At 73.8% G+C, this 18216-nt stretch carries 20 protein-coding genes; 6 read left to right on the plus strand and 14 right to left on the minus strand.

Annotated features, from left to right (window positions below; genetic code table 11):
* Window positions 1-4 precede the first annotated feature (4 nt).
* The 3 genes from ACFU7Y_RS08515 to ACFU7Y_RS08525 all read right to left on the minus strand — a co-directional run bounded on the left by ACFU7Y_RS08515 (window position 5) and on the right by ACFU7Y_RS08525 (window position 2429).
* Complete coding sequence (locus tag ACFU7Y_RS08515) at window positions 5-727, minus strand: aminoacyl-tRNA hydrolase (protein WP_263454500.1); 723 nt, start codon at window positions 725-727, stop codon at window positions 5-7.
* 100 nt (window positions 728-827) lie between these two features.
* Window positions 828-1319, minus strand: a complete 492-nt coding sequence (locus ACFU7Y_RS08520) for a hypothetical protein (RefSeq protein WP_308020135.1) — start codon at window positions 1317-1319, stop codon at window positions 828-830.
* A 180-nt stretch (window positions 1320-1499) separates the two neighbouring features.
* Window positions 1500-2429: a hypothetical protein gene (locus ACFU7Y_RS08525; RefSeq protein ID WP_224275241.1), complete on the minus strand. Its 930-nt coding sequence runs from the start codon at window positions 2427-2429 to the stop codon at window positions 1500-1502.
* Between the two features lie 126 nt (window positions 2430-2555).
* On the opposite strand from ACFU7Y_RS08525, the gene ACFU7Y_RS08530 reads away from it, so the two are divergent.
* Both ACFU7Y_RS08530 and ACFU7Y_RS08535 read left to right on the plus strand, forming a co-directional pair.
* On the plus strand, window positions 2556-2927 hold the full coding sequence (locus ACFU7Y_RS08530; protein WP_224275238.1) for a YbjQ family protein: 372 nt from the start codon (window positions 2556-2558) through the stop codon (window positions 2925-2927).
* A gap of 124 nt (window positions 2928-3051) precedes the next feature.
* A complete protein-coding gene (locus ACFU7Y_RS08535; RefSeq protein ID WP_380766938.1) occupies window positions 3052-4221 on the plus strand; it encodes an NAD(P)-binding domain-containing protein in 1170 nt (389 codons plus the stop codon).
* Between the two features lie 3 nt (window positions 4222-4224).
* On the opposite strand, the gene paaE is transcribed toward ACFU7Y_RS08535, so the two are convergent.
* From paaE to ACFU7Y_RS08580, 9 genes are all read right to left on the minus strand, one after another.
* Complete coding sequence (paaE, locus tag ACFU7Y_RS08540; RefSeq protein ID WP_380766940.1) at window positions 4225-5412, minus strand: 1,2-phenylacetyl-CoA epoxidase subunit PaaE; 1188 nt, start codon at window positions 5410-5412, stop codon at window positions 4225-4227.
* Window positions 5413-5967, minus strand: coding sequence for a 1,2-phenylacetyl-CoA epoxidase subunit PaaD (gene paaD / locus ACFU7Y_RS08545; protein WP_380766953.1), 555 nt, complete (start codon window positions 5965-5967; stop codon window positions 5413-5415).
* Window positions 5968-5990: 23 nt separating this feature from the next.
* The gene (paaC, locus tag ACFU7Y_RS08550) at window positions 5991-6905 is read right to left on the minus strand and encodes a 1,2-phenylacetyl-CoA epoxidase subunit PaaC (RefSeq protein WP_224275230.1); all 915 of its coding nucleotides are present in this window, start codon (window positions 6903-6905) and stop codon (window positions 5991-5993) included.
* Between the two features lie 13 nt (window positions 6906-6918).
* Window positions 6919-7236 carry a 1,2-phenylacetyl-CoA epoxidase subunit PaaB gene (gene paaB / locus ACFU7Y_RS08555; RefSeq protein WP_359825581.1) on the minus strand — a complete coding sequence of 106 codons (318 nt, stop codon included), beginning with the start codon at window positions 7234-7236 and terminating at the stop codon, window positions 6919-6921.
* Window positions 7233-8273: a 1,2-phenylacetyl-CoA epoxidase subunit PaaA gene (gene paaA / locus ACFU7Y_RS08560; RefSeq protein ID WP_380766943.1), complete on the minus strand. Its 1041-nt coding sequence runs from the start codon at window positions 8271-8273 to the stop codon at window positions 7233-7235. Before paaA ends, paaB begins: the two co-directional genes overlap by 4 nt.
* Window positions 8274-8531: 258 nt before the next feature.
* Entirely contained in the window at window positions 8532-10121 is a 1590-nt protein-coding gene (locus ACFU7Y_RS08565; RefSeq protein WP_380766945.1) for a M20 family metallopeptidase, read from the minus strand.
* Between the two features lie 808 nt (window positions 10122-10929).
* Window positions 10930-11589: a response regulator transcription factor gene (locus ACFU7Y_RS08570; protein ID WP_224275221.1), complete on the minus strand. Its 660-nt coding sequence runs from the start codon at window positions 11587-11589 to the stop codon at window positions 10930-10932.
* Window positions 11586-12086, minus strand: a complete 501-nt coding sequence (locus tag ACFU7Y_RS08575) for an ATP-binding protein (protein WP_380766947.1) — start codon at window positions 12084-12086, stop codon at window positions 11586-11588. Before ACFU7Y_RS08575 ends, ACFU7Y_RS08570 begins: the two co-directional genes overlap by 4 nt.
* Window positions 12087-12181: 95 nt before the next feature.
* A complete protein-coding gene (locus tag ACFU7Y_RS08580) occupies window positions 12182-13003 on the minus strand; it encodes a histidine kinase (RefSeq protein WP_380766949.1) in 822 nt (273 codons plus the stop codon).
* A 222-nt stretch (window positions 13004-13225) separates the two neighbouring features.
* Between ACFU7Y_RS08580 and ACFU7Y_RS08585 the strand changes: the two genes are divergently transcribed.
* The 4 genes from ACFU7Y_RS08585 to ACFU7Y_RS08600 all read left to right on the plus strand — a co-directional run bounded on the left by ACFU7Y_RS08585 (window position 13226) and on the right by ACFU7Y_RS08600 (window position 17247).
* Window positions 13226-14140, plus strand: a complete 915-nt coding sequence (locus tag ACFU7Y_RS08585) for a class I SAM-dependent methyltransferase (protein WP_224275217.1) — start codon at window positions 13226-13228, stop codon at window positions 14138-14140.
* Window positions 14141-14490: 350 nt separating this feature from the next.
* Window positions 14491-15504 (plus strand): aldo/keto reductase, encoded by a 1014-nt coding sequence (locus tag ACFU7Y_RS08590; protein WP_308020134.1) that lies wholly within the window; start codon window positions 14491-14493, stop codon window positions 15502-15504.
* Between the two features lie 58 nt (window positions 15505-15562).
* Window positions 15563-16150 carry a TetR family transcriptional regulator gene (locus ACFU7Y_RS08595; RefSeq protein ID WP_224275215.1) on the plus strand — a complete coding sequence of 196 codons (588 nt, stop codon included), beginning with the start codon at window positions 15563-15565 and terminating at the stop codon, window positions 16148-16150.
* Window positions 16151-16257: 107 nt separating this feature from the next.
* Complete coding sequence (locus ACFU7Y_RS08600) at window positions 16258-17247, plus strand: ADP-ribosylglycohydrolase family protein (protein ID WP_224275213.1); 990 nt, start codon at window positions 16258-16260, stop codon at window positions 17245-17247.
* Here the strand turns inward: ACFU7Y_RS08600 and ACFU7Y_RS08605 are convergent.
* Together ACFU7Y_RS08605 and ACFU7Y_RS08610 are read right to left on the minus strand one after the other, a co-directional pair.
* Window positions 17214-17477, minus strand: coding sequence for a GlsB/YeaQ/YmgE family stress response membrane protein (locus tag ACFU7Y_RS08605; protein WP_224275211.1), 264 nt, complete (start codon window positions 17475-17477; stop codon window positions 17214-17216). The genes ACFU7Y_RS08600 and ACFU7Y_RS08605 overlap by 34 nt on opposite strands.
* A 208-nt stretch (window positions 17478-17685) precedes the next feature.
* Entirely contained in the window at window positions 17686-17952 is a 267-nt protein-coding gene (locus ACFU7Y_RS08610; RefSeq protein ID WP_224275209.1) for a GlsB/YeaQ/YmgE family stress response membrane protein, read from the minus strand.
* Window positions 17953-18216 lie beyond the last annotated feature (264 nt).

Here is an 18216-nt window from a genome sequence, read left to right on the forward strand (position 1 = left end):
CCCGTCACCGCAGCGCCGGGTGCTCCGCGATCACCGTGCAGCTGCCCGGCGCGATCTCGGTGAAGCCCGCGTCCTGGACCACCGGCAGCCCGCTGCGGACGAGCTCCTCCCACACCTCCGGCGAGGCCGTCCGGACCGCCAGCGCGAAGCCGGCCTCGGCCCACTCCTTGCGCTGTGCGTCGTCCAGCCGCCACCAGGCGAGCTGGGCGGCGTGGCCGGTCTGCGCCATCGTCTTTCCCGCGCTCATCTCCAGCTCCGGATTGAGCCACAGCACCGGCAGCCCCGGCTCGGGCGCGCCGGCCTCGGCCGTCTCCTCCAGGTCCGTCCCGGACACCTGGAGCTTGGCCAGGTCCTTCGGCCAGCCGTCCAGCGGGATCGGCGGGAACACCCGCACCTCGGCCTCCCGCCCGTGCACCGTGACACCCGGCAGCTCGCCCGCGCGACGCCACTCCCCGCCCCGGGCCCGCCGGACCACCTTGCGGATCCGGGCGTCCTCCCAGGCCGCGACCCGCTCCGCCCACTCGCCGTCCGCCTCGGTCACCCGCGGGTCGGCCAGCAGCGTGAGTACCGCCCGCGCCGAGGTCTCCAGCGCGTCCGTCCGGCCCGGCGGAGTGGCCCGCTCCATCCGGACGACCAGCGGCAGCACGTACTGCGGCCGCTCGTCGCGGTCCTCGCGCTCCGGGGCGTCGCCGGGATCTGCCACGGGAGCGGGAGACACGGAGTGCAGGGTCGAAGAAGGGGTCACAGAAGCGGAAGTCGGAGCATCGGAAGGAGAAGTCACCAGTCCAGGATGCCAGCCCCGCCCCGCCCGACTCGGCCGCCCCCGTTCACCTCAGCCGCTGCCGCAGCTCGTCCACCGCCGTCCGGATGCTCGCGCTGTACACGCCCTCGGGCAGCGCGTCCAGACTGCGCACGGCCCGTTCGAGCTGGTCGCGGGCGAGGTCCGGCTCGCCGAGCTTGAGGTGGTCCGAAGCCAGGTTGAGGTGCAGCGAGGGGTAGAAGGCCCGCACCTGGAGGGCCGACTCGTACGTCCGGGCACGCCCGGTGCCGAGCGAGTCGGCGGCGGCCAGGGCCCGCCGGTCCCATTCGAGCTCGGCGCGCGGGTCGTCCTGCAGGTCGGCCAGGTAGTGGGCGACGACGCAGCGGTGAAAGACGTTCTGATCCCCCAGCGCCTCCCAGAGCGCCTCGAAGCCGGCCCGGGCCTCGGCCGTCCGGCCGTGCTGCGCCGCCTGGGCCCCGTCCAGCCCGAGCGCGATCAGGGCCAGCGCCGCCTCCTCCGCACCGCCCGGCGCCCTGTTGGCCCCATCCGCCCCATCCACACCGTCAGGACCATCGGGACTTCCGGAAGCACCGTCGGAGCCCTCGGGGGACGGATCACGCATGCCGGGCACATCGGACATGCCCGCAGCCTAACCGCCGATTCGCCGGACCGCCCGACCCGGGCGGTGGCCACGGGGCCCGGCGCCCCGCACGGCCCGGCCCGGCGGCGCAACCTCCCGTCAGCGCCGGTAGCCGCGCTGCGGGTCCCGCTCCTCCGCGTCCTCGTACATCAGGAACCAGCCCTCCGGGTGGGTGGCCGCCAGCAGCGTCTCCGTGCGCTGCTCCGCCCCCAGCTCCGGGTCGCCGTCGTCCGGCCCGTAGACGCCGAACAGCTCGTCGTGGCAGCCGTCCCAGTCGTAGTCGTACAGGTCGGCCGGAAGGTCTCCCATCATGTCCGCCACCGACTCGGGCTGCGCGACGAGCAGGGCCCGGGCGTCCACCAGGGCCATCCGCAGCGCGAGCTCCTCGGCCAGGCAGCGCGGCAGCGGCCACTCGCCGAGCGCGAGGTCGTCGGCGAGGTCGTCGAAGGCGCGGGCCATCGCGCGGCGCCAGCCCCGGTGCATCCGCCAGGTGCGCTGGGGAAGCCGGGCGAAGACCGTCCAGTCCGTGTCCTCGCCGTCGGCAACCGGCTCGTCCCCGTGCTCGTCGAAGTCGTCGTACGCGGCGTCGGCCAGGCCGATCAGCTGGGCGTGGAGCAGGCAGGCGGTGCGTGGGGTGAGCGTCCAGTCCGCGCCCGCGCCGCCCTCCTCCTCGTCGCCCTCCAGCGGGAACAGGTCGGCGAAGTCGGGTGTGAAGTCCTCGGTGACGCTGATCTCCAGCGTGCCGCCGATCGCCTCGACCCCGGGGATGGCGGCCACCAGCCGGTCCGGATGCAGCAGCGCGCCGAGCGCCGCGTTGGCGTCCTCGGCGACCTCGCGCAGCAGTTCGCGGCGCTGGCCGGCCGGGTCGATGCCCTCGAAGTCCAGTTCCTCGACGGCCCTGATCGCGGCCGCGCGCAGGGCCGGCCAGTCGGTGATCCGCAGGCCCAGCACCACCGTCGCCTCGATCTCCTGCGCACCGGAGTCCTCCGCCGCGCCCGGCCCCTGTGGATGATCGCTTCGCTCGCCCATGGGGCTAACGGTACGGCCTTTCGGTCCCCCGATCACCGGTCCGGACCAGCTTCCGGATGCCTTCTCGGCCACCACCCGGCCCCGCCTGGCTCACTCGGACGCAGGAACTTTGGCAGGATGCGTCCCATGGCAGACATCAACGAGTACGGCGGCGGGCAGGGCCCGAACGCCGACGTCCTGGTCGTGACCACCAACGACATCCCCGGCTTCCGCGTCGACCACGTGATCGGCGAGGTCTTCGGGCTGACCGTCCGCAGCCGCCACCTAGGCAGCCAGATCGGCGCCGGTCTGAAGTCGCTGATCGGTGGCGAGCTGCGCGGTCTGACGAAGACCCTGGTCGAGAGCCGCAACGAGGCGATGCAGCGCCTGATCGAGCAGACCAAGGCGCGCGGCGGCAACGCCGTCCTGATGATGCGCTTCGACGTCACGGAGGCGGCTGACGTCGGCACCGAGGTCTGCGCCTACGGCACCGCCGCGGTGATCTCCCCGGCCGCCTGACGCCCCTGCGGTCACGCGCCCCCGGTCACGTTCCGCCGACGAACCCCTGCGGGAACAGCCGCCGGGGTTCCGATGTTTCACGGGCGTGACTGTTTACGGGGCAACGAACAGCGTTCCGCAACGCGTGGACGTCCTGGTGGTGGGCGCCGGGCAGGCGGGCCTGTCCGCCGCCTACCACCTGCGCCGCCGCGGCTTCGCCCCCTACCGGGTGGGCGTCGTCGGCGGCTTCGTCGTCCTCGACGCCAACGCCGTACCCGGCGGCGCCTGGACGCACCGCTCGCCGTCCCTGCGGATGGCCACCGTGCACGGCGTCCACGACCTCCCCGACGCCGAACTCCCGCCGCCGGCCCCCGAGGCCCCCGCGCGCGAGGTGGTGCCGGAGTACTTCGCGGCGTACGAGGCCCGGCACGCGCTCCCGGTCGTACGCCCGGTCACGGTGCGCACCGTCCGCGCCGAGTCCGGGAGCCCCGACTCCCGGCTGCTGGTCGAGACCGACCGCGGCACCTGGTCCACCCGCGCGCTGATCAACGCCACCGGCACCTGGACGCGTCCCTTCCTCCCGCACTACCCGGGCCACTTCGCGGGCCGCCGGCTGCACTATGCCGAGTACCGCGGTCCCGAGGAGTTCGCGGGCAAGCGCGTGCTGGTGGTGGGCGGCGGTGCCTCGGCGATCCAGGTGCTGTCGGAGGTGGCGGCGGTCGGCGAGACGGTGTGGGTCACCCGCTCCGAACCCGTCTACCACGACGGACCGTTCACGCCCGAGTACGGGCGCGCGGTGGTGGCGAAGGTCGAGGAGCGGGTCCGGCAGGGCCTTCCCGTGCGCAGCGTGGTGAGCGTGACCGGGCTCGGCCCGTCCGTCGCCTACCGGCGCGCCGAGGAGCTGGGCGCGCTGCACCGCCGGCCGATGTTCGACCGCCTGACCGAGCACGGGGTCGCGTGGGGCGACGAGGAGCTGGCGGTGGACGCGATCGTCTGGGCGACCGGCTTCCGGCCCGAGGTCGGGCACCTCGCCCCGCTCGGGCTGCGTTCCCCCGGCGGCGGCATCGCGCTCACCGGCACCCGCGCCACCGCCGACCCCCGGGTCCACCTGGTCGGCTACGGCCCGTCCGCCAGCACCGTCGGCGCCAACCGGGCCGGACGCGCGGCCGTCAACGACCTGGTCAAGCTGCTCGGCGACCCGGCACTCGGGAGGCCGACGCCCGGAGGACCGATGCCCGGGGACCCGGCGCTCGGTGAACTCACGCCCGAACAACCGACGCCCGGGGACCCGGCGATGGAGCCCGCCGGTGTCTGAGGCTCAGCGGTCGTAGTCGACCGTCACCCGGTCGGTGAGCGGGCGGGCCTGGCAGGTGAGGACGTAGCCGGCGGCCAGCTCCTTCTCCTCCAGCGCGAAGTTGCGGCGCATCTCCACCTCGCCCTCGGTGACCAGGGCGCGGCAGGTGCCGCACACCCCGCCCTTGCAGGCGAACGGCAGGTCGGGGCGGGAGCGCTGGGCGCCGTCCAGGATCGAGCGGTCGCGCGGGAGGCAGAGCGTGCTGCCGCGGCCGTCGAGGACGACGGTGACCTCGCTCTGCGCGCCCGACACGCCGCCGGACGCGCCGTCGGTCCGGTCCCAGTCCTCGTCGCGCTCCGGGAGCGGCTCGTCCTCGGCGTGGAACAGCTCCTGGTGCACCCGCCCGCCCGGCACGTCCAGTTCGGCCAGCAGGTCCTTCGCCCCGGCGACCATGCCGAACGGGCCGCACAGCCACCAGTGCCCGACGCTCCCGATGTCCACCAGCGCCGCCAGCAGCGCGCGCACCCGCTCCGGGTCCAGCCGGCCGCTGAGCAGCTCGGCGTCCCTGGTCTCCCGGGAGAGCACGTGGACCAGCTGGAAGCGGCCGAGGTAGCGGTCCTTCAGGTCGGCCAGCTCGTCCGCGAACATCACGGTGTCGCTGCGCCGGTTGCCGTAGAGCAGGGTGACGGTGGAGCTGCGGTCGGCAGCCAGCACGGAGGCCGCGATCGACAGCATCGGGGTGATGCCGGAGCCGGCCGCGAGCAGCACGTGGTCGGCCGGGACGCCGAGCTCGGGAGTGAACAGGCCGGAGGGCGTCAGGACTTCCACCTCCTCGCCCGGCTCCGCCTCGCGCACCAGCCAGCGCGAGAACAGCCCACCGGGCACCTCCCGCACGGCGATCCGCAGCGGCCCGCCGACCGGAGCGCAGATCGAGTACGAGCGGCGCTCGTCGGAACCGTCCACCAGCTTGCGCAGGGTCAGGGTCTGCCCCGGGCGGAAGGCGTACTCCTCCGCCAGGCCGTCCGGCACCGCGAAGGTCACCGCGACGGCGTCCTCGCAGAGCCGCTCGACCCGGTCGATCCTCAGCCGGTGGAAGGTCGGACGGCGGGCGGGGCGGACGCCGGGCGCCTCGGTGTCGGGGGCGGACCCGGTGGTGGCCCCGGCGGCGGAAGCGGGAGTGGCGGAGGCGGCAGCGGGGGAAGCGGCGGGCATTCAGATCTCCTTGACGCGTTCGAACGGCTCGCGGCAGGCCCGGCAGCGCCAGAGCGCCTTGCAGGCGGTGGAACCGAAGCGGGACAGCTCCTCCGTGTCGGCGTCACCGCAGTGCGGGCAGGGCACGGGGGGCGCGGTCGCGGTCGCGGTTCCGGTGCGGGTCGGGCCGAGGGTGAGCGCCACCGGTCCGGCCGCGGCGGCGACGACGGTCGGGCGCGGTGGGGCGATGCCCGCCTCGGCGAGCTTGCGGCGGCCCTCGGCGGTGATCAGATCGGTGGACCACGGCGGGTCCAGCCGCAGTCGCACCCGGACGTCCGGGTACCCGGCCGCGCGCAGCCGGCGGTCCACGTCGGCGGCCATCTCGGCGACCGCGGGGCAACCCGAGTAGGTCGGGGTCAGCCAGGCGGTCACGGCGCCGCTGCCACCTTCCACCTCGACCTCGGCCAGGACGCCCAGGTCGGCCAGGGTGAGCATGGGCAGCTCCGGGTCCGGGACGGCCGCGGCGACCGCCCAGGCCAAGTCGCGGGTCGTCGGGTCCGCCGTGCCCGTCACGATGTCACCCGTTGCGACGTCGCCCGTCACCATGTCGCCCCCGGGTGGGCTCGGGCCACCACCTGGAGCTCCGCGAGCAGCGGGCCGAGCGCCTCGGTGTGCACGCCGTCCCGGCCGGCCCGGCCGAGGACGGTGGCCAGCGGCGGCACGTCCGGCACGGTCAGTCCGGCCTCGGTGAGGACGGCGGCGAGCGAGTGCAGCACCGGGTCGCGCAGGGTCGCGGGGTCGACGCCCGCCCGCAGCTCCACCGGGTGCGCCGTGAACAGTTCCTCCAGCAGCGGCCAGACGGCATCCAGCCCGGCCTGCATCCGCTCGGCGGAGTACGGCGTGCCGTCGCCAAGGCGCAGCGTCCAGGCGGTGGCGTACTCCCGGTGGTACGCCAGCTCCTTGACGCCCCGGGTGGCGACCGCGGCCAGCACCGGGTCGGGGTGCGCGCTCAGCGCCTCGTACAGGGCGCCGCGAGCGGTGGCGAACAGCAGCAGCCGGGCGATCGAGTACGCGAAGTCGCCGTTCGGCGTCTCCACCAGGCGGACGTTGCGGAACTCGTGCTCCTCACGCCAGTACGCCAGGTCGTCCTCGGTCCGGCCGGTGCCGTCCGCCTGGCCGGCCCGGGTGAGCAGCAGCCGGGCCTGGCCGAGCAGATCGAGGCCCAGGTTGGCCAGCGCGACCTCCTCCTCGAGTTCGGGTGCCCGGGTGCACCACTCGATCAGCCGCTGCGCGAGGACCAGGGCGTCGTCGCCCAGCATCTGGCAGTAGGCGGCGAGGTCGGCGCCGTCCAGACCGGCGGGCAGCGCGGTGTCCACGCCGAGCAGCGGGTCGGCGAAGCCCGTCCCGTACGCCCAGCGGCCCTCGCCCTCGGGGCCGGGGGCGGAGTCGACGAGGCTGAGGTAGACGTGGTCGTCCTCACCGGCGCCGGTGGTGGAGGTGGTGTGGTCGTGCACGATGGCTCCCCCGTCAGATGTGCGGGACATCCTCGGGGATGTCGTAGAAGGTCGGGTGGCGGTAGACCTTGTCGCCGCTGGGCTCGAAGAACGGGTCGCGCTCGTCCGGGGTGGAGGCGGTGATCGCGTCGGAGCGGACCACCCAGAGGCTCACGCCCTCGTTGCGGCGGGTGTACAGGTCGCGGGCGGCGAGCAGGGCCATCCGGTCGTCGGCGGCGTGCAACGAGCCGACGTGGACGTGGTTCAGCCCGCGCCGGGGGCGCACGAACACCTCGTACAGCGGCCAGCCGGCCTTGGACCCGGCCGGGGAGCCAACCTGGGGGTCGGTCACTTTCCGTTCTCCTGTTCGGTGGCTTCGACGGCTTCGATGCCTTCGGTGGCTTCGATGCCTTCGGTCGCTTCGGTGGCTGTGGCGGCCTCGGCGGCGCGCTTGGCCGCGTAGGCGACGGCCGCCTCGCGCACCCAGGCACCGTCCTCGTGGGCGGCGCGGCGGCGTTCGATCCGCTGGGCGTTGCAGGGGCCCTGGCCGTGGATGACCCTGGTCAGCTCGGACCAGTCCGGCTCGCCGAAGTCCCAGCCGCCGCGCTCCTCGTTCCAGCGCAGCTCGGGGTCCGGGAGGGTGACGCCCAGGTGCTCGGCCTGCGGGACGGTCATGTCGACGAAGCGCCGGCGCAGCTCGTCGTTGCTGTGCCGCTTGATCCGCCAGGCCATCGAGCGGGCGGTGTTCGGCGAGTCTGCGTCCGAGGGGCCGAACATCATCAACGACGGCCACCACCAGCGGTCCACCGCGTCCTGGACCATCCGGCGCTGCGCCTCGGTGCCGCGCATCAGCGTCATCAGGAGCTCGTAGCCCTGGCGCTGGTGGAAGGACTCCTCCTTGCAGATCCGCACCATCGCGCGGGCGTACGGGCCGTAGCTGCACCGGCAGAGCGGGACCTGGTTGCAGATCGCGGCGCCGTCGACCAGCCAGCCGATCACGCCGACGTCGGCGAAGGTGAGGGTCGGGTAGTTGAAGATCGAGGAGTACTTCTGCCGGCCGGAGATCAGCTTCTCGGTGAGCTCGGCACGGTCGACGCCGAGGGTCTCGGCGGCGGCGTAGAGGTAGAGGCCGTGGCCGGCCTCGTCCTGGGCCTTGGCGAGCAGGATGGCCTTGCGGCGCAGGGACGGGGCCCGGGTCAGCCAGTTGCCCTCGGGCTGCATGCCGATGATCTCGGAGTGGGCGTGCTGGGCGATCTGGCGGATCAGGGTGGCCCGGTAGGCGTCGGGCATCCAGTCCCTGGGCTCGATCCGCTGCTCGGCGGCGACGACCGCCTCGAACCGCTCCTCCGGCGTCTGCGCGGGGACCGCCTCGGCCACCTCTGCTGTCACCACGGTCCCCTCTCGTCTCCTGCCCGGTCGGTCGCCTCGACGCCAACCAACCGACTGACCGTTCGGTCGGTACCATTCTGCGCAGCGGGACGGAGGGATGGCAAGGTGCGGAACAGATAACAGCTGACAGATTTCAGAATCTGTCAGCTGTTATCTGTCGGCTGCTCTCTGTTCGCTGTCGCCTCCCGCCGACTGCTGCTGCCACTTGCTGCCGGCTGTCGGCTGTCGGCTGTCGGCCGTCAGCGACCCACCGCGGGATCAGCCCTCCGCGCGGTCGCGCAGTCGCGGCAGCGGCACGGCGAGCAGCGCCGCCAGCAGGGCGATCCGGGGGGCGATCTGGTCGAGCCGGATGTACTCGTGCCGCGCATGGGCCCCGGCACCCACCGCACCGAAACCGTCCAGGGTCGGCAGCCCGCGCGAGCCCGGCAGGTTGGTGTCCCCCGCCCCGCCCGCCGGGGCCCCGTCCAGCTGTTGCCCGAGCGCCGCGGCCAGCGAACGCACGTGCCGCAGCAGCGGGTTGCCGGTCCGCTCCGGCCAGGCAGGACGGCTGGAGAGCACCTCCGTACGGACGCGGGCCCCCGGACGCAGCGCGGTGAGCCGGGCGAGGTTGTCAAGCGTACGGCGCTGCGCCTCGGCGGTGGAGAAGCGCAGCCCCAGCTCGGCCTCGGCCCGGCCGGCGATCACGTTGGCACGCGAACCACCACTGATCCGACCGGCGTTGAGCTCGGTACCGGGCTGGCCGGCGAGGTCGCGCACCAGCACGAGCTGGTCCACCAGCTCGTCGACCGCGGACACCCCGTCGTGGGCGTCGTTGCCCGCGTGCGCCTCGCGGCCGGTCACGGTGAGCCGCACCCGGGTGCTGCCGCGCCGCGCGGTCTTCAACCGACCGTCAGGGTGTGGCGGTTCGAGCCCCAGTACCGCTGCGGCCCCACGTAGCTGGCGCTCGACCAGGCGCCGCCCGTCCGGGCTGCCCACTTCCTCATCGGAGACCACGACCACGCGGACGGTCCGGTGCGGGCGCTCGCCCAGGTCCGCAAGCAGCGCCAACGCGCCCTCCAGGATGGCGAGTCCGCCCTTCATGTCGACCACGCCGGGACCGGTGAGCCGGCCGTCCTCCTCGGTCACCGGCCAGTCTGCGAGGGTACCGACCGGCCAGACGGTGTCGTGGTGCCCGACGATCAGCAGGTGCGGCAGGGACTCGTCCCGGCCCTCCCACTCCAGCACGAGGTGGTCACCGGCCGGTGCGGGTTCGCGCCGCGCTGTGGCACCGGTGGCCCGGAAACCGGCGGCCAACTCCTCGGCGAGGGCGTCGAGCCGGGGGGCATCTCCGCTGGGTGACTCGATCCGTGCCAGGTCGGCGCAGCGGCGCCGGACGGCGCCGGCAAGGGTCCGGGCACGGGTGCTGAGCGCCTGCGGCACACCCGGCAGCGCCGTGGTGACGGCGGCGCTCCCAGGGATGGTGGCGGTCCCAGGGATGGCGGTGGCGGCCGATCCTGCCGCGGGCTTCGCGGAAGCGGGCTTCGCCACCGCCGTCTTCGCGACGACGGTTTTGGTGAGGACGGACTTCGTGAGAGCGGACTTGGCGGCTGCGGTCTTCGCGACGGCCGTCCTGGACACCGCGGTCTTCGCGGCACCTGACGCAGCTGCAGCGGCCTGAACGGAGGCAGACGGAACCATAGTTGCCGGAGCCGCAGCGGTAGTTGCCGTGCCGGCAGCGGCGGCTGCGGTGGTCGTGGCGGCTGCGGCGAGGACCTCGTTGCCGGTGGCGGCCGGGACGGTGACCGGGGTCCCGTCGGAGTCCGCTGCGGCGCCCGGCACGCCCGGCGACCCGACGATCTGGGGACTCAACGCTCGCCTCCGCGGCCGCCGCCGGTATTCAGCGGCCGTACCGGCCGACCACTCCCGCCCGGGTACCAGGCCCGGCCGGACCGCGCCGGTCGGCCGGGATGATGAGCGGCCCACCGAATCGGCCCGTCTGGCCCAAGTACGGTGGAACGGTTGGGCGGCGTGCTTGGCATGTGCGTCCTCCTCGCTCGATCCGGTGGCCCCGGTCCGCCCGGAGCCCCGTGGACGGCGGCCTCCTGGTGGCGGGCGCAGTGGCCGGACCGCCGCAGGGAAGCCGAGATGTGAGCCTAGAAGAACCGTTCGGTTTCCTGCGAGGTGGCCCTGCTCCCAGCGTGCCGGTACCGGGCCCCGCTTCGGAGGCCGCCCGTCCACGATCGGCGCGGGCGCTCGGCGCGCGGGCCTGGATCGGCGCGCGGGCGCGGTCGCCGGATCGCGCCCATCTCCACCATGGACCCGCCGCCCGAGTTCGGCAGCGCAAACGGCCAAGGCACGGCATTTCCACGCCGGATGGGTGACAGCGGCTCAGCATGCGGTACGAACCGGGGGCACGCGGCGGCTCAGGGAAGCCCGCTCCGACGCCCGCTCCGACTCCGGGGGAACGTCCGGGGAACACCCGTATGAACACCGGCCGATGCCGTGCCCCGATGTGCCCCGCCGAGCCCCGACGTGCCTCGCCCGCGACCCCCGGGGCACGACCGGGCGGTACCCGGGAACAGCGGGAGGGCGCTCAGACACGGACGGGCACGGACGGGCACGGACGGTCGGAACCCCCGTGCCCGGTCCGGGCACAGCCGGCCTCAGCCGTCCGTCCTCAGGCACCGTCGCCCACCAGCCCGGCATCCCGTGCGAGCAGCGCCGCCTGGACCCGGTTGCCGACCGCGAGCCCGGTCAGGATCCGGCTGACGTGCGCCTTGACGGTGCTCTCGCGCATCCCGAGCACGCCCGCGATCTCGGCATTGGAGAGCCCGTCGGCGAGTTCGCGCAGCACGTCGGTCTCCCGCGGGGTGAGCCCGGCGACCCGGTTGCGGGCGGCCACCGACCGGGGCGCCCCGACCCGGTGGTAGCGGTCGATCAGCCGCCGCGCGGCCGCCGGGTGCAGCATCCCCTGACCGCCCGCGACGACGTGGACGGCCCGTGCGATCTCCGCGGGCGGGGTGTCTTTCAGCAGAAAGCCGTCCGCCCCGGCCGCGAGCGCTTGGTACACGTACTCGTCCAGGTCGAAGGTCGTGAGGGCGATGACCCGCGGGCCGTCGGGGAGTTCACGCAGCCGCCGGGTGGCGGCGATCCCGTCGAGCCGGGGCATCCGGATGTCCATCAGCACGACGTCGATCCGCCGGCTGCCCGCGAGTTCGACGGCCTGCAGCCCGTCGGCGGCCTCGGCGACCACGGTGAGTGCCGGGTCCTGGGTCAGGAGATCGACCAGGCCGAGGCGCACCAGCGCATCGTCGTCGACCACCATTGTTCGGATCATGCGGCGTCCTTCGGCTGCGTCGGTTCCTGCTTCGGTTCCTGCTCCGTCTCCTGCTTCGGTTGCTTCGGTGGCGCCGGCTGTTGCACCCCTTGCGCCTCTTGCCCCCCTTCCTGCGACTGCCGTGCCCCTCGTTTCCCCTGATCCGGCCACGGCAGCGCCCGCCCCGGATGCACAGCCGGACCGTCGCCACGGGCGGGAGCCGGGTCGGGCACCGCCTGCGGCCGGCGGTCCGGCGCGGGTAACCGGGCGGCGAGCCGGAAGCCGCCGCTGCCGTCCGGTCCGGCGTCGAGGTGGCCGCCGAGGGCTCCGACCCGTTCGGCCAGCCCCACCAGCCCGTACCCGCCGCCAGTACCCGGCCCGTCCGGCGGCGCCTCGCCCGGGCCGTTGCGGACGTCGACCGTCGTCGCCGGCGCCCCGTAGCCGACCCGGACGGTGACGGGCGCGGCGTGCGCGTACTTGCGGGCGTTGGTCAGTGCCTCCTGGACCAGCCGGTGCACGGCCAGCCGGTGGGTGGTCGGGACGGTCTCCGGGTCTCCGGAGAGGGCGAGTTCGACCCGCTGACCGGCCTGGTTCGCCTCGCCGACGAGTTCGGTCAGGTCGCGCAGGGCGGGCGCCGGGACGCGCCCGGCCTCGGCCGGAACGGACGGCTCGCCTCCCGTGGCGGGCGGAGCCGGTGGGTCCGCCCGCAGTGCGCCCAGGACGTCGCGCAGGTCGTCGAGCGAGCGGGCGGCGGTGGTTCGCAGCAGTTCGAGACGGTGGGTGAGCCGGTCGGGGTCGGCAGCGACGGTTCCGGCCTGGCCTGGTCGCGCAGCACGCCGGCGTGCAGCACCAGGAGGCTGAGCCGATGGGCCAGCACGTCGTGCATCTCCCGGGCGATCCGGGCACGTTCGGCGGCCCGGGCCTGTTCGGCGCGCAGCTCCCGCTCGCGGCGCAGCACGTCGACCTGCTCGTGCAGGGTGCGGATCAGCACCCGTCTGCCGTGCAGCCACAGGCCGACCGCCAGCGTGGCGGCCTGGACCAGGAGTTGGGACCCGGTGGTGCCGGCCCAGCCGACCAGCGAATCCGCACCCGTCGCGCTGACCACCGCGATGACCGCGCCACCCGCCATCGCCGGGCCGCTCCGGTCGAGGTAGGCGAGGTGGAAGACGCTGAACAGGCCGGGAAAGGCCCGGTTGAACAGCCCGCCGGTGAGCACCGGCAGCACGGCCGAGGCCACCGGGTAGCGACGGGCGAAGACGAGCGACAGCGAGGCGAGCGCGGCCACGACCGTACGGGGCAGGCGCAACGGGCCGTCGGAGTGCGCCCACTGGACCAGGGCCTCCTCGGTGGTGAGACCGAGCAGACCGAGCAGCAGCAACGTGTCGGTCCCGGCCCGGTGGTCCGGCCCGTACCAGCCGAGCACACTTCTACGCATGACGCCCCTCCTCCTTTCCCGTTCCTCTTCCCCCGTTCCGAGGGCCTTCCGTACGTCCGGTGTTCGGCACGCCTGGTGTTCGGCATGTCGGGCTCGATGCTAGGGGCGCTCGGCCGCGCAACGCCTCTGTCTTCCGGGTAACCGCGCCCTCGACTTTCGTCGGGGGTCGGCGCCGCTGACCGGCCGATTCGCGACTCCTCCGCCCTGCCTAGCGTCGACGGCATGACCAACGAGCGGCTCCACCACCGTCCCGAATCCCTTTCCCCCCGGTACAGTTCGCCCACCGGCGGGGACCACCTGCTGTTCCTCGCCGAGGCGCTACGCACCTTCCACGACACCGGCGCGCTGGCCCCGAGCGGCCCGGAGCTGGTGAACGCGCTAGTGGTGCCGGTCACCAGCCGCCCGAACCGTCCGATCTCGGTGCTGGAGGTCGGCGCCGGCACCGGCGTGGTGACGCGTCGACTGGCCCAAGTGCTGCGCCCGGGCGACCGGTTGCACGTCGTCGAGGCCAACCCGCGGTTCGCCGACCGACTGCGGGAGGACCCGGTACTGGCCGCACGCCGCCCCGGTGTCGGGCTGCGCCTGTCGGCCTGCCGGGTCGAGGAGCTTCCGGAATGCCACCCGCCGACGCCGGCAGGAGCCCGGACGGACGAGTTCCCGGAGCGGTACGACGTGATCGTGTCCGGGCTGCCGTTCACCAACTTCGAGCCCGCGCAGGTGCGCGACATCCTCGACCTCTACCTGCGACTGCTGACGCCCGGCGGGGAGCTGACGTACTTCGGGTACCTCGGCACGACGACGGCGCGCACCCTCACCTCGGGCCCCCGCCGGGGCGCCCGCCACCGGGCGGTGGTGCGGCTGCTGCGACGGTTCGAGGCGGCGTACGGCCTCGGCGAGCGCACGGCGTGGCGCAATGTGCCGCCCGCCCGCGCCTACCTGCTGCGGTCGCCGGGCGGACGTGAGGTCTGGGGGTCGGCCGGGAGCCCGGTCGTCGAGCCGGCGGACGCGGCGAAGGCGGCCGACGCGGCAACGGCGGCGAAGGCGAGGGACCGGGACACGACCGGGGCCACGAGCACGAGGGGTACGAAGACCACCTCGGCCGAATCGACGGGCGGGGCGGCCCCGGTCGCTCGATGACGGACCGGGGCCGGGCCCGGACAACGAGAAGGACCGGAGCGAGGGCAAGGACGGCGGCGGGCGGACGCACCAGGGCGCGGGCATCGCGGTCACCTTCGACGCGGGCGTCTGCCGCCACACCGTCGAGTGCGTGCGAGCGCAGCCGGACAGCCGCACTGCGACCGGTCGGGCGCCTTCGGGGTCGGCTGACCCCGAGCCGCCAATCCAAACAAATGACAATCGACAGATTTCAACTTTCAGATAACAGACGACAGCGGACAGATTTTGAAATCTGTTCGATGTCGTGCCATAGTGGCACCCGGGTCCCCCTGCCCCGACTCCTGGCACCGCACCCGCCCCCTGGAGCACCCGTGTCCACGAACACCCGCCCCGCCCAGCGCCCCCTCGGCACCACCGGGCCGGTCACCTCGACCCTCGGCCTCGGCTGCATGGGCATGTCCGACCTGTACGGCCCGGCCGACGAAGCCGAGAGCATCGCCACCATCCACGCCGCGCTCGACGCCGGGATCACCCTGCTCGACACCGCCGACTTCTACGGCATGGGCCACAACGAGCTGCTGATCCACGAGGCACTGCGTGGTCGCGATCGCGACCACGTGCAGATCAGCGTGAAGTTCGGCGCCCAGCGCACCCCCGACGGCCAGTGGCTCGGCTACGACGCGAGCCCCGCCGCCACCAAGACCGCGCTCTCCTACACCCTGCGCCGCCTGCGCACCGACCACATCGACGTCTACCGCCCGGCCCGCCTGGACCCGAACGTCCCGGTCGAGGAGACCGTCGGCGCCATCGCCGACCTGGTGCAGGCCGGCTACGTCCGCCACATCGGACTCTCCGAGGTCGGCGCCGACACCCTGCGCCGGGCCGCCGCCGTCCACCCGATCAGCGACCTCCAGATCGAGTACTCGCTGCTCTCCCGCTCGATCGAGGCCGCCGTCCTGCCCGCCGCCCGCGAGCTCGGCATCGGCATCACCGCGTACGGGGTGCTCTCCCGCGGCCTGCTCAGCGGCCACTGGGGCCGGGACCGTACCCTCGGCGGCACCGACTTCCGCAGCCACAGCCCGCGCTTCCAGGGCGAGAACCTGGCCCACAACCTGGCACTGGTCGAGGCCCTGCGCGAGATCGCCGCGGCAAGGGGTGCGACTGTCGCCCAGGTCGCCATCGCCTGGGTGGCCTCGCGCGGGCAGGACGTCGTCCCGCTGGTCGGCGCCCGCCGCCGGGACCGCCTGGCCGAGGCCCTCGGCGCACTCGACGTCACTCTCACCGAGGCCGACCTCGCCGCCATCGAGGCCGCCGTACCCGCCGGCTCGGCCGCCGGTGACCGGTACGCTGCCGCACAGATGGCCCACCTGGACAGCGAGCGCTGACCGCTCCGGCACCATCGCCGCACGACCCGACCGCACGACCCTAAGGACGGACCTCCCCGTGACCACGGACAGCACACTCACCGCCGAGCAGATCCTGATCGCGGCGGAGGACGTCCTCCGGCGGTTCGGCCCGGCCAAGGCCACCGTCGTGGACGTCGCCCGTATCCTCGGCGTCAGCCACAGCAGCGTCTACCGCCACTTCCCCAGCAAGGCCGCGCTGCGCGAGGCGGTCACCCAGCGCTGGCTCGACCAGGCCCATCACGAGCTGGCGACCATCTCCAACGAGGGCGGCCCCGCCTCCGAGCGGCTGCACCGCTGGCTGACGACGCTGTTCACGGCCAAGCGGAAGAAGGCGCTGGACGACCCGGAGCTGTTCGCCACCTACATGGTGCTGGTCGAGGAGAACAGTGGCCTGGTGGACACCCACGTCGACACCCTGGTCGACCAGATCGCGCAGATCGTCGAGGAAGGCATGGAGGGCAAGGAGTTCAAGCTCGCCCACATCCGCAACATCGCCCGCGCCGTCTTCGACGCCACCGGCCCCTTCCACGATCCGGCCTACGCGTCCACCTGGTCCGCCCCCGGGGTCGACGACCGGTTCGAGGCCGTCTGGAAGCTCGTCCTCGGCGGCCTGAAGGTGAAGTGACGACCTGCCAGTTCCGGACGGGCCGACGGGCGGGAGGAAATCCACTCGCCGGCGCCTCGTCCGCCCGGCAGACTGCCGCGCACAGTTGATCTCACCTGGAGGATGACATGCGTGCGGCGGGCCCGGTCCTGGAGAGCCTGGAGGGACTTGCTCTCGGCGACGCCTTCGGCGACCGGTGGTTCTCGGTCCCGCCGGACGAGGCACCCGCCGCACTGGCCGCCCGGCTGGTCCGGCCCGCGCCCTGGCACTGGACCGATGACACCGCCATGGCACTCGTACTGGTCCGCCACCTGCACGACGCGGGAGAGGTCCGACCGGACTCGCTCGCCCGGGAGTTCGCCGCCGAGTACGCCCGCGAGTACGGGCGCAAGTACGGCCCGTCGATGCACCGGGTGCTGCGCGGGATCGGCGCGGGTGGGGACTGGCGCGCCATCACCGCCGGCCAGTTCGAGGGCCAGGGATCGTACGGGAACGGCGCCGCGATGCGGGTCGCCCCGCTGGGTGCCTGGTTCGCCGAGGACCTCGACACGGTGGTCCGACAGGCCGAACTGCAGGCGCTCACCACCCACTTCCACCCGGAGGCGATCGCCGGGGCGGTGGCGGTCGCGCTCGCGGCGGCGCTGGCGGTCCGGAGCCGAGGCGGAAACCCGCCCGGCCGGGCCGAGTTGCTGACCGAGATCGCCGGACGCCTGCCGGACAGCGAGGTCCGCTCCGGGCTGCGGATCGCCGCCCGGCTGCCCGAGCACACCAGTGTCCGACACGCCGCCAACGTGCTCGGCTCGGGAGCGCTGATCTCCGCCCCGGACACCGTGCCGTTCGCCCTCTGGTCCGCGGCCGGGCACCTGGACTCGCTGCCCGAGACCATCTGGCAGACTCTGGGGGGCTGGGGCGACATGGACACCACCTGCGCCATCGCCGCCGGCGTGGTCGCCGCCAGGACCGGGCTCGCGGACGTGCCGCCCGGCTGGATCGACGCGCGCGAGCAACTCCCGCTCCGGGCCGCCGGAGCACCCCGGACCGCCGACCGGCAACCGGGAACTCCGGGCGGATCGGCGCCCGGCGGTCAGCGCCGCGCGACGAAGCGGAGCACCCGGTAGGCGAGGAGCAGGACCATCGCGCCGCCGATCGCCGACACCCAGGTCGTGACGTCGAGCAAGCCCACCTTCACCGTCCCGTGCATCCAGTGCAGAACGATCCAGGTGCCGATGTAGGAGCCGGTGATGCCGATCAGGGTGCTGCTGATCAGACCGCGTTCACCCCTCGACATCGCCATCCTGGCCAGGGTCCCCGACACCAGGCCCAGCACGATCCACGCCATCCAGCTCATCCGCCGCCCCTTGCGTCATCGGTGTGACGACCCCGCCGAGCCCCCCCGGGTCCGACCGGAAGGACGTACGAGGACCCCGCACCGTTCCAGCACCCGGCAGGACCGCGTCGAACCGGCCACCCGGGCGCTGCCGCTCCGGGTGGCGGACCCGCCTGCGACGCGGCCCCGTCACCCGCCCGGGGCTCCGGGACCGCGGTGAACTCGCCTGTCAGCGGCGCGAGTTGCCGAACAGCAGACGGTAGACGATCAGCAGCACCAGGGCGCCGCCGATCGCCGACACCCAGGTCGCCGCGTCGAAGAAGTGCGCGGTGACCGAGCGGTGCAGGAAGTGCGACGCGATCCAGCCGCCGACGAAGGACCCGGCGATGCCGATCAGGGTGGTCACGATCAGGCCGCCCGGGTCCTTCCCCGGCAGCAGCAGCTTGGCCAGCCCACCCGCCAGCAGGCCCAGCACGATCCACGCGACGATGCTCATCGGTCAGCCCCTCCCGTCCGAGGCGCGACGGGCCCCGCCCCGTCCGCTCTGCCCTCGAAGACGCCACCGCCCCGCCCCCCGGTTCCGCACCGGGATTACCCGGTCCACCCGGTTCCGCCACCTGGCAAACCGGCCGCCGAGGACGGCGCGGCAAAGGTCCTCACCGTCGTCGAACGGGCGGCGGCAGCGGCCGGGCGACGAGCAACAGACGACGGCGAACAGCTAACAGCTGACAGATTTCGAAATCTGTCAGCTGTTCGCTGT

Source organism: Kitasatospora sp. NPDC057542 (assembly GCF_042801945.1).
In the GTDB taxonomy this organism is placed as follows: Bacteria; Actinomycetota; Actinomycetes; order Streptomycetales; family Streptomycetaceae; genus Kitasatospora.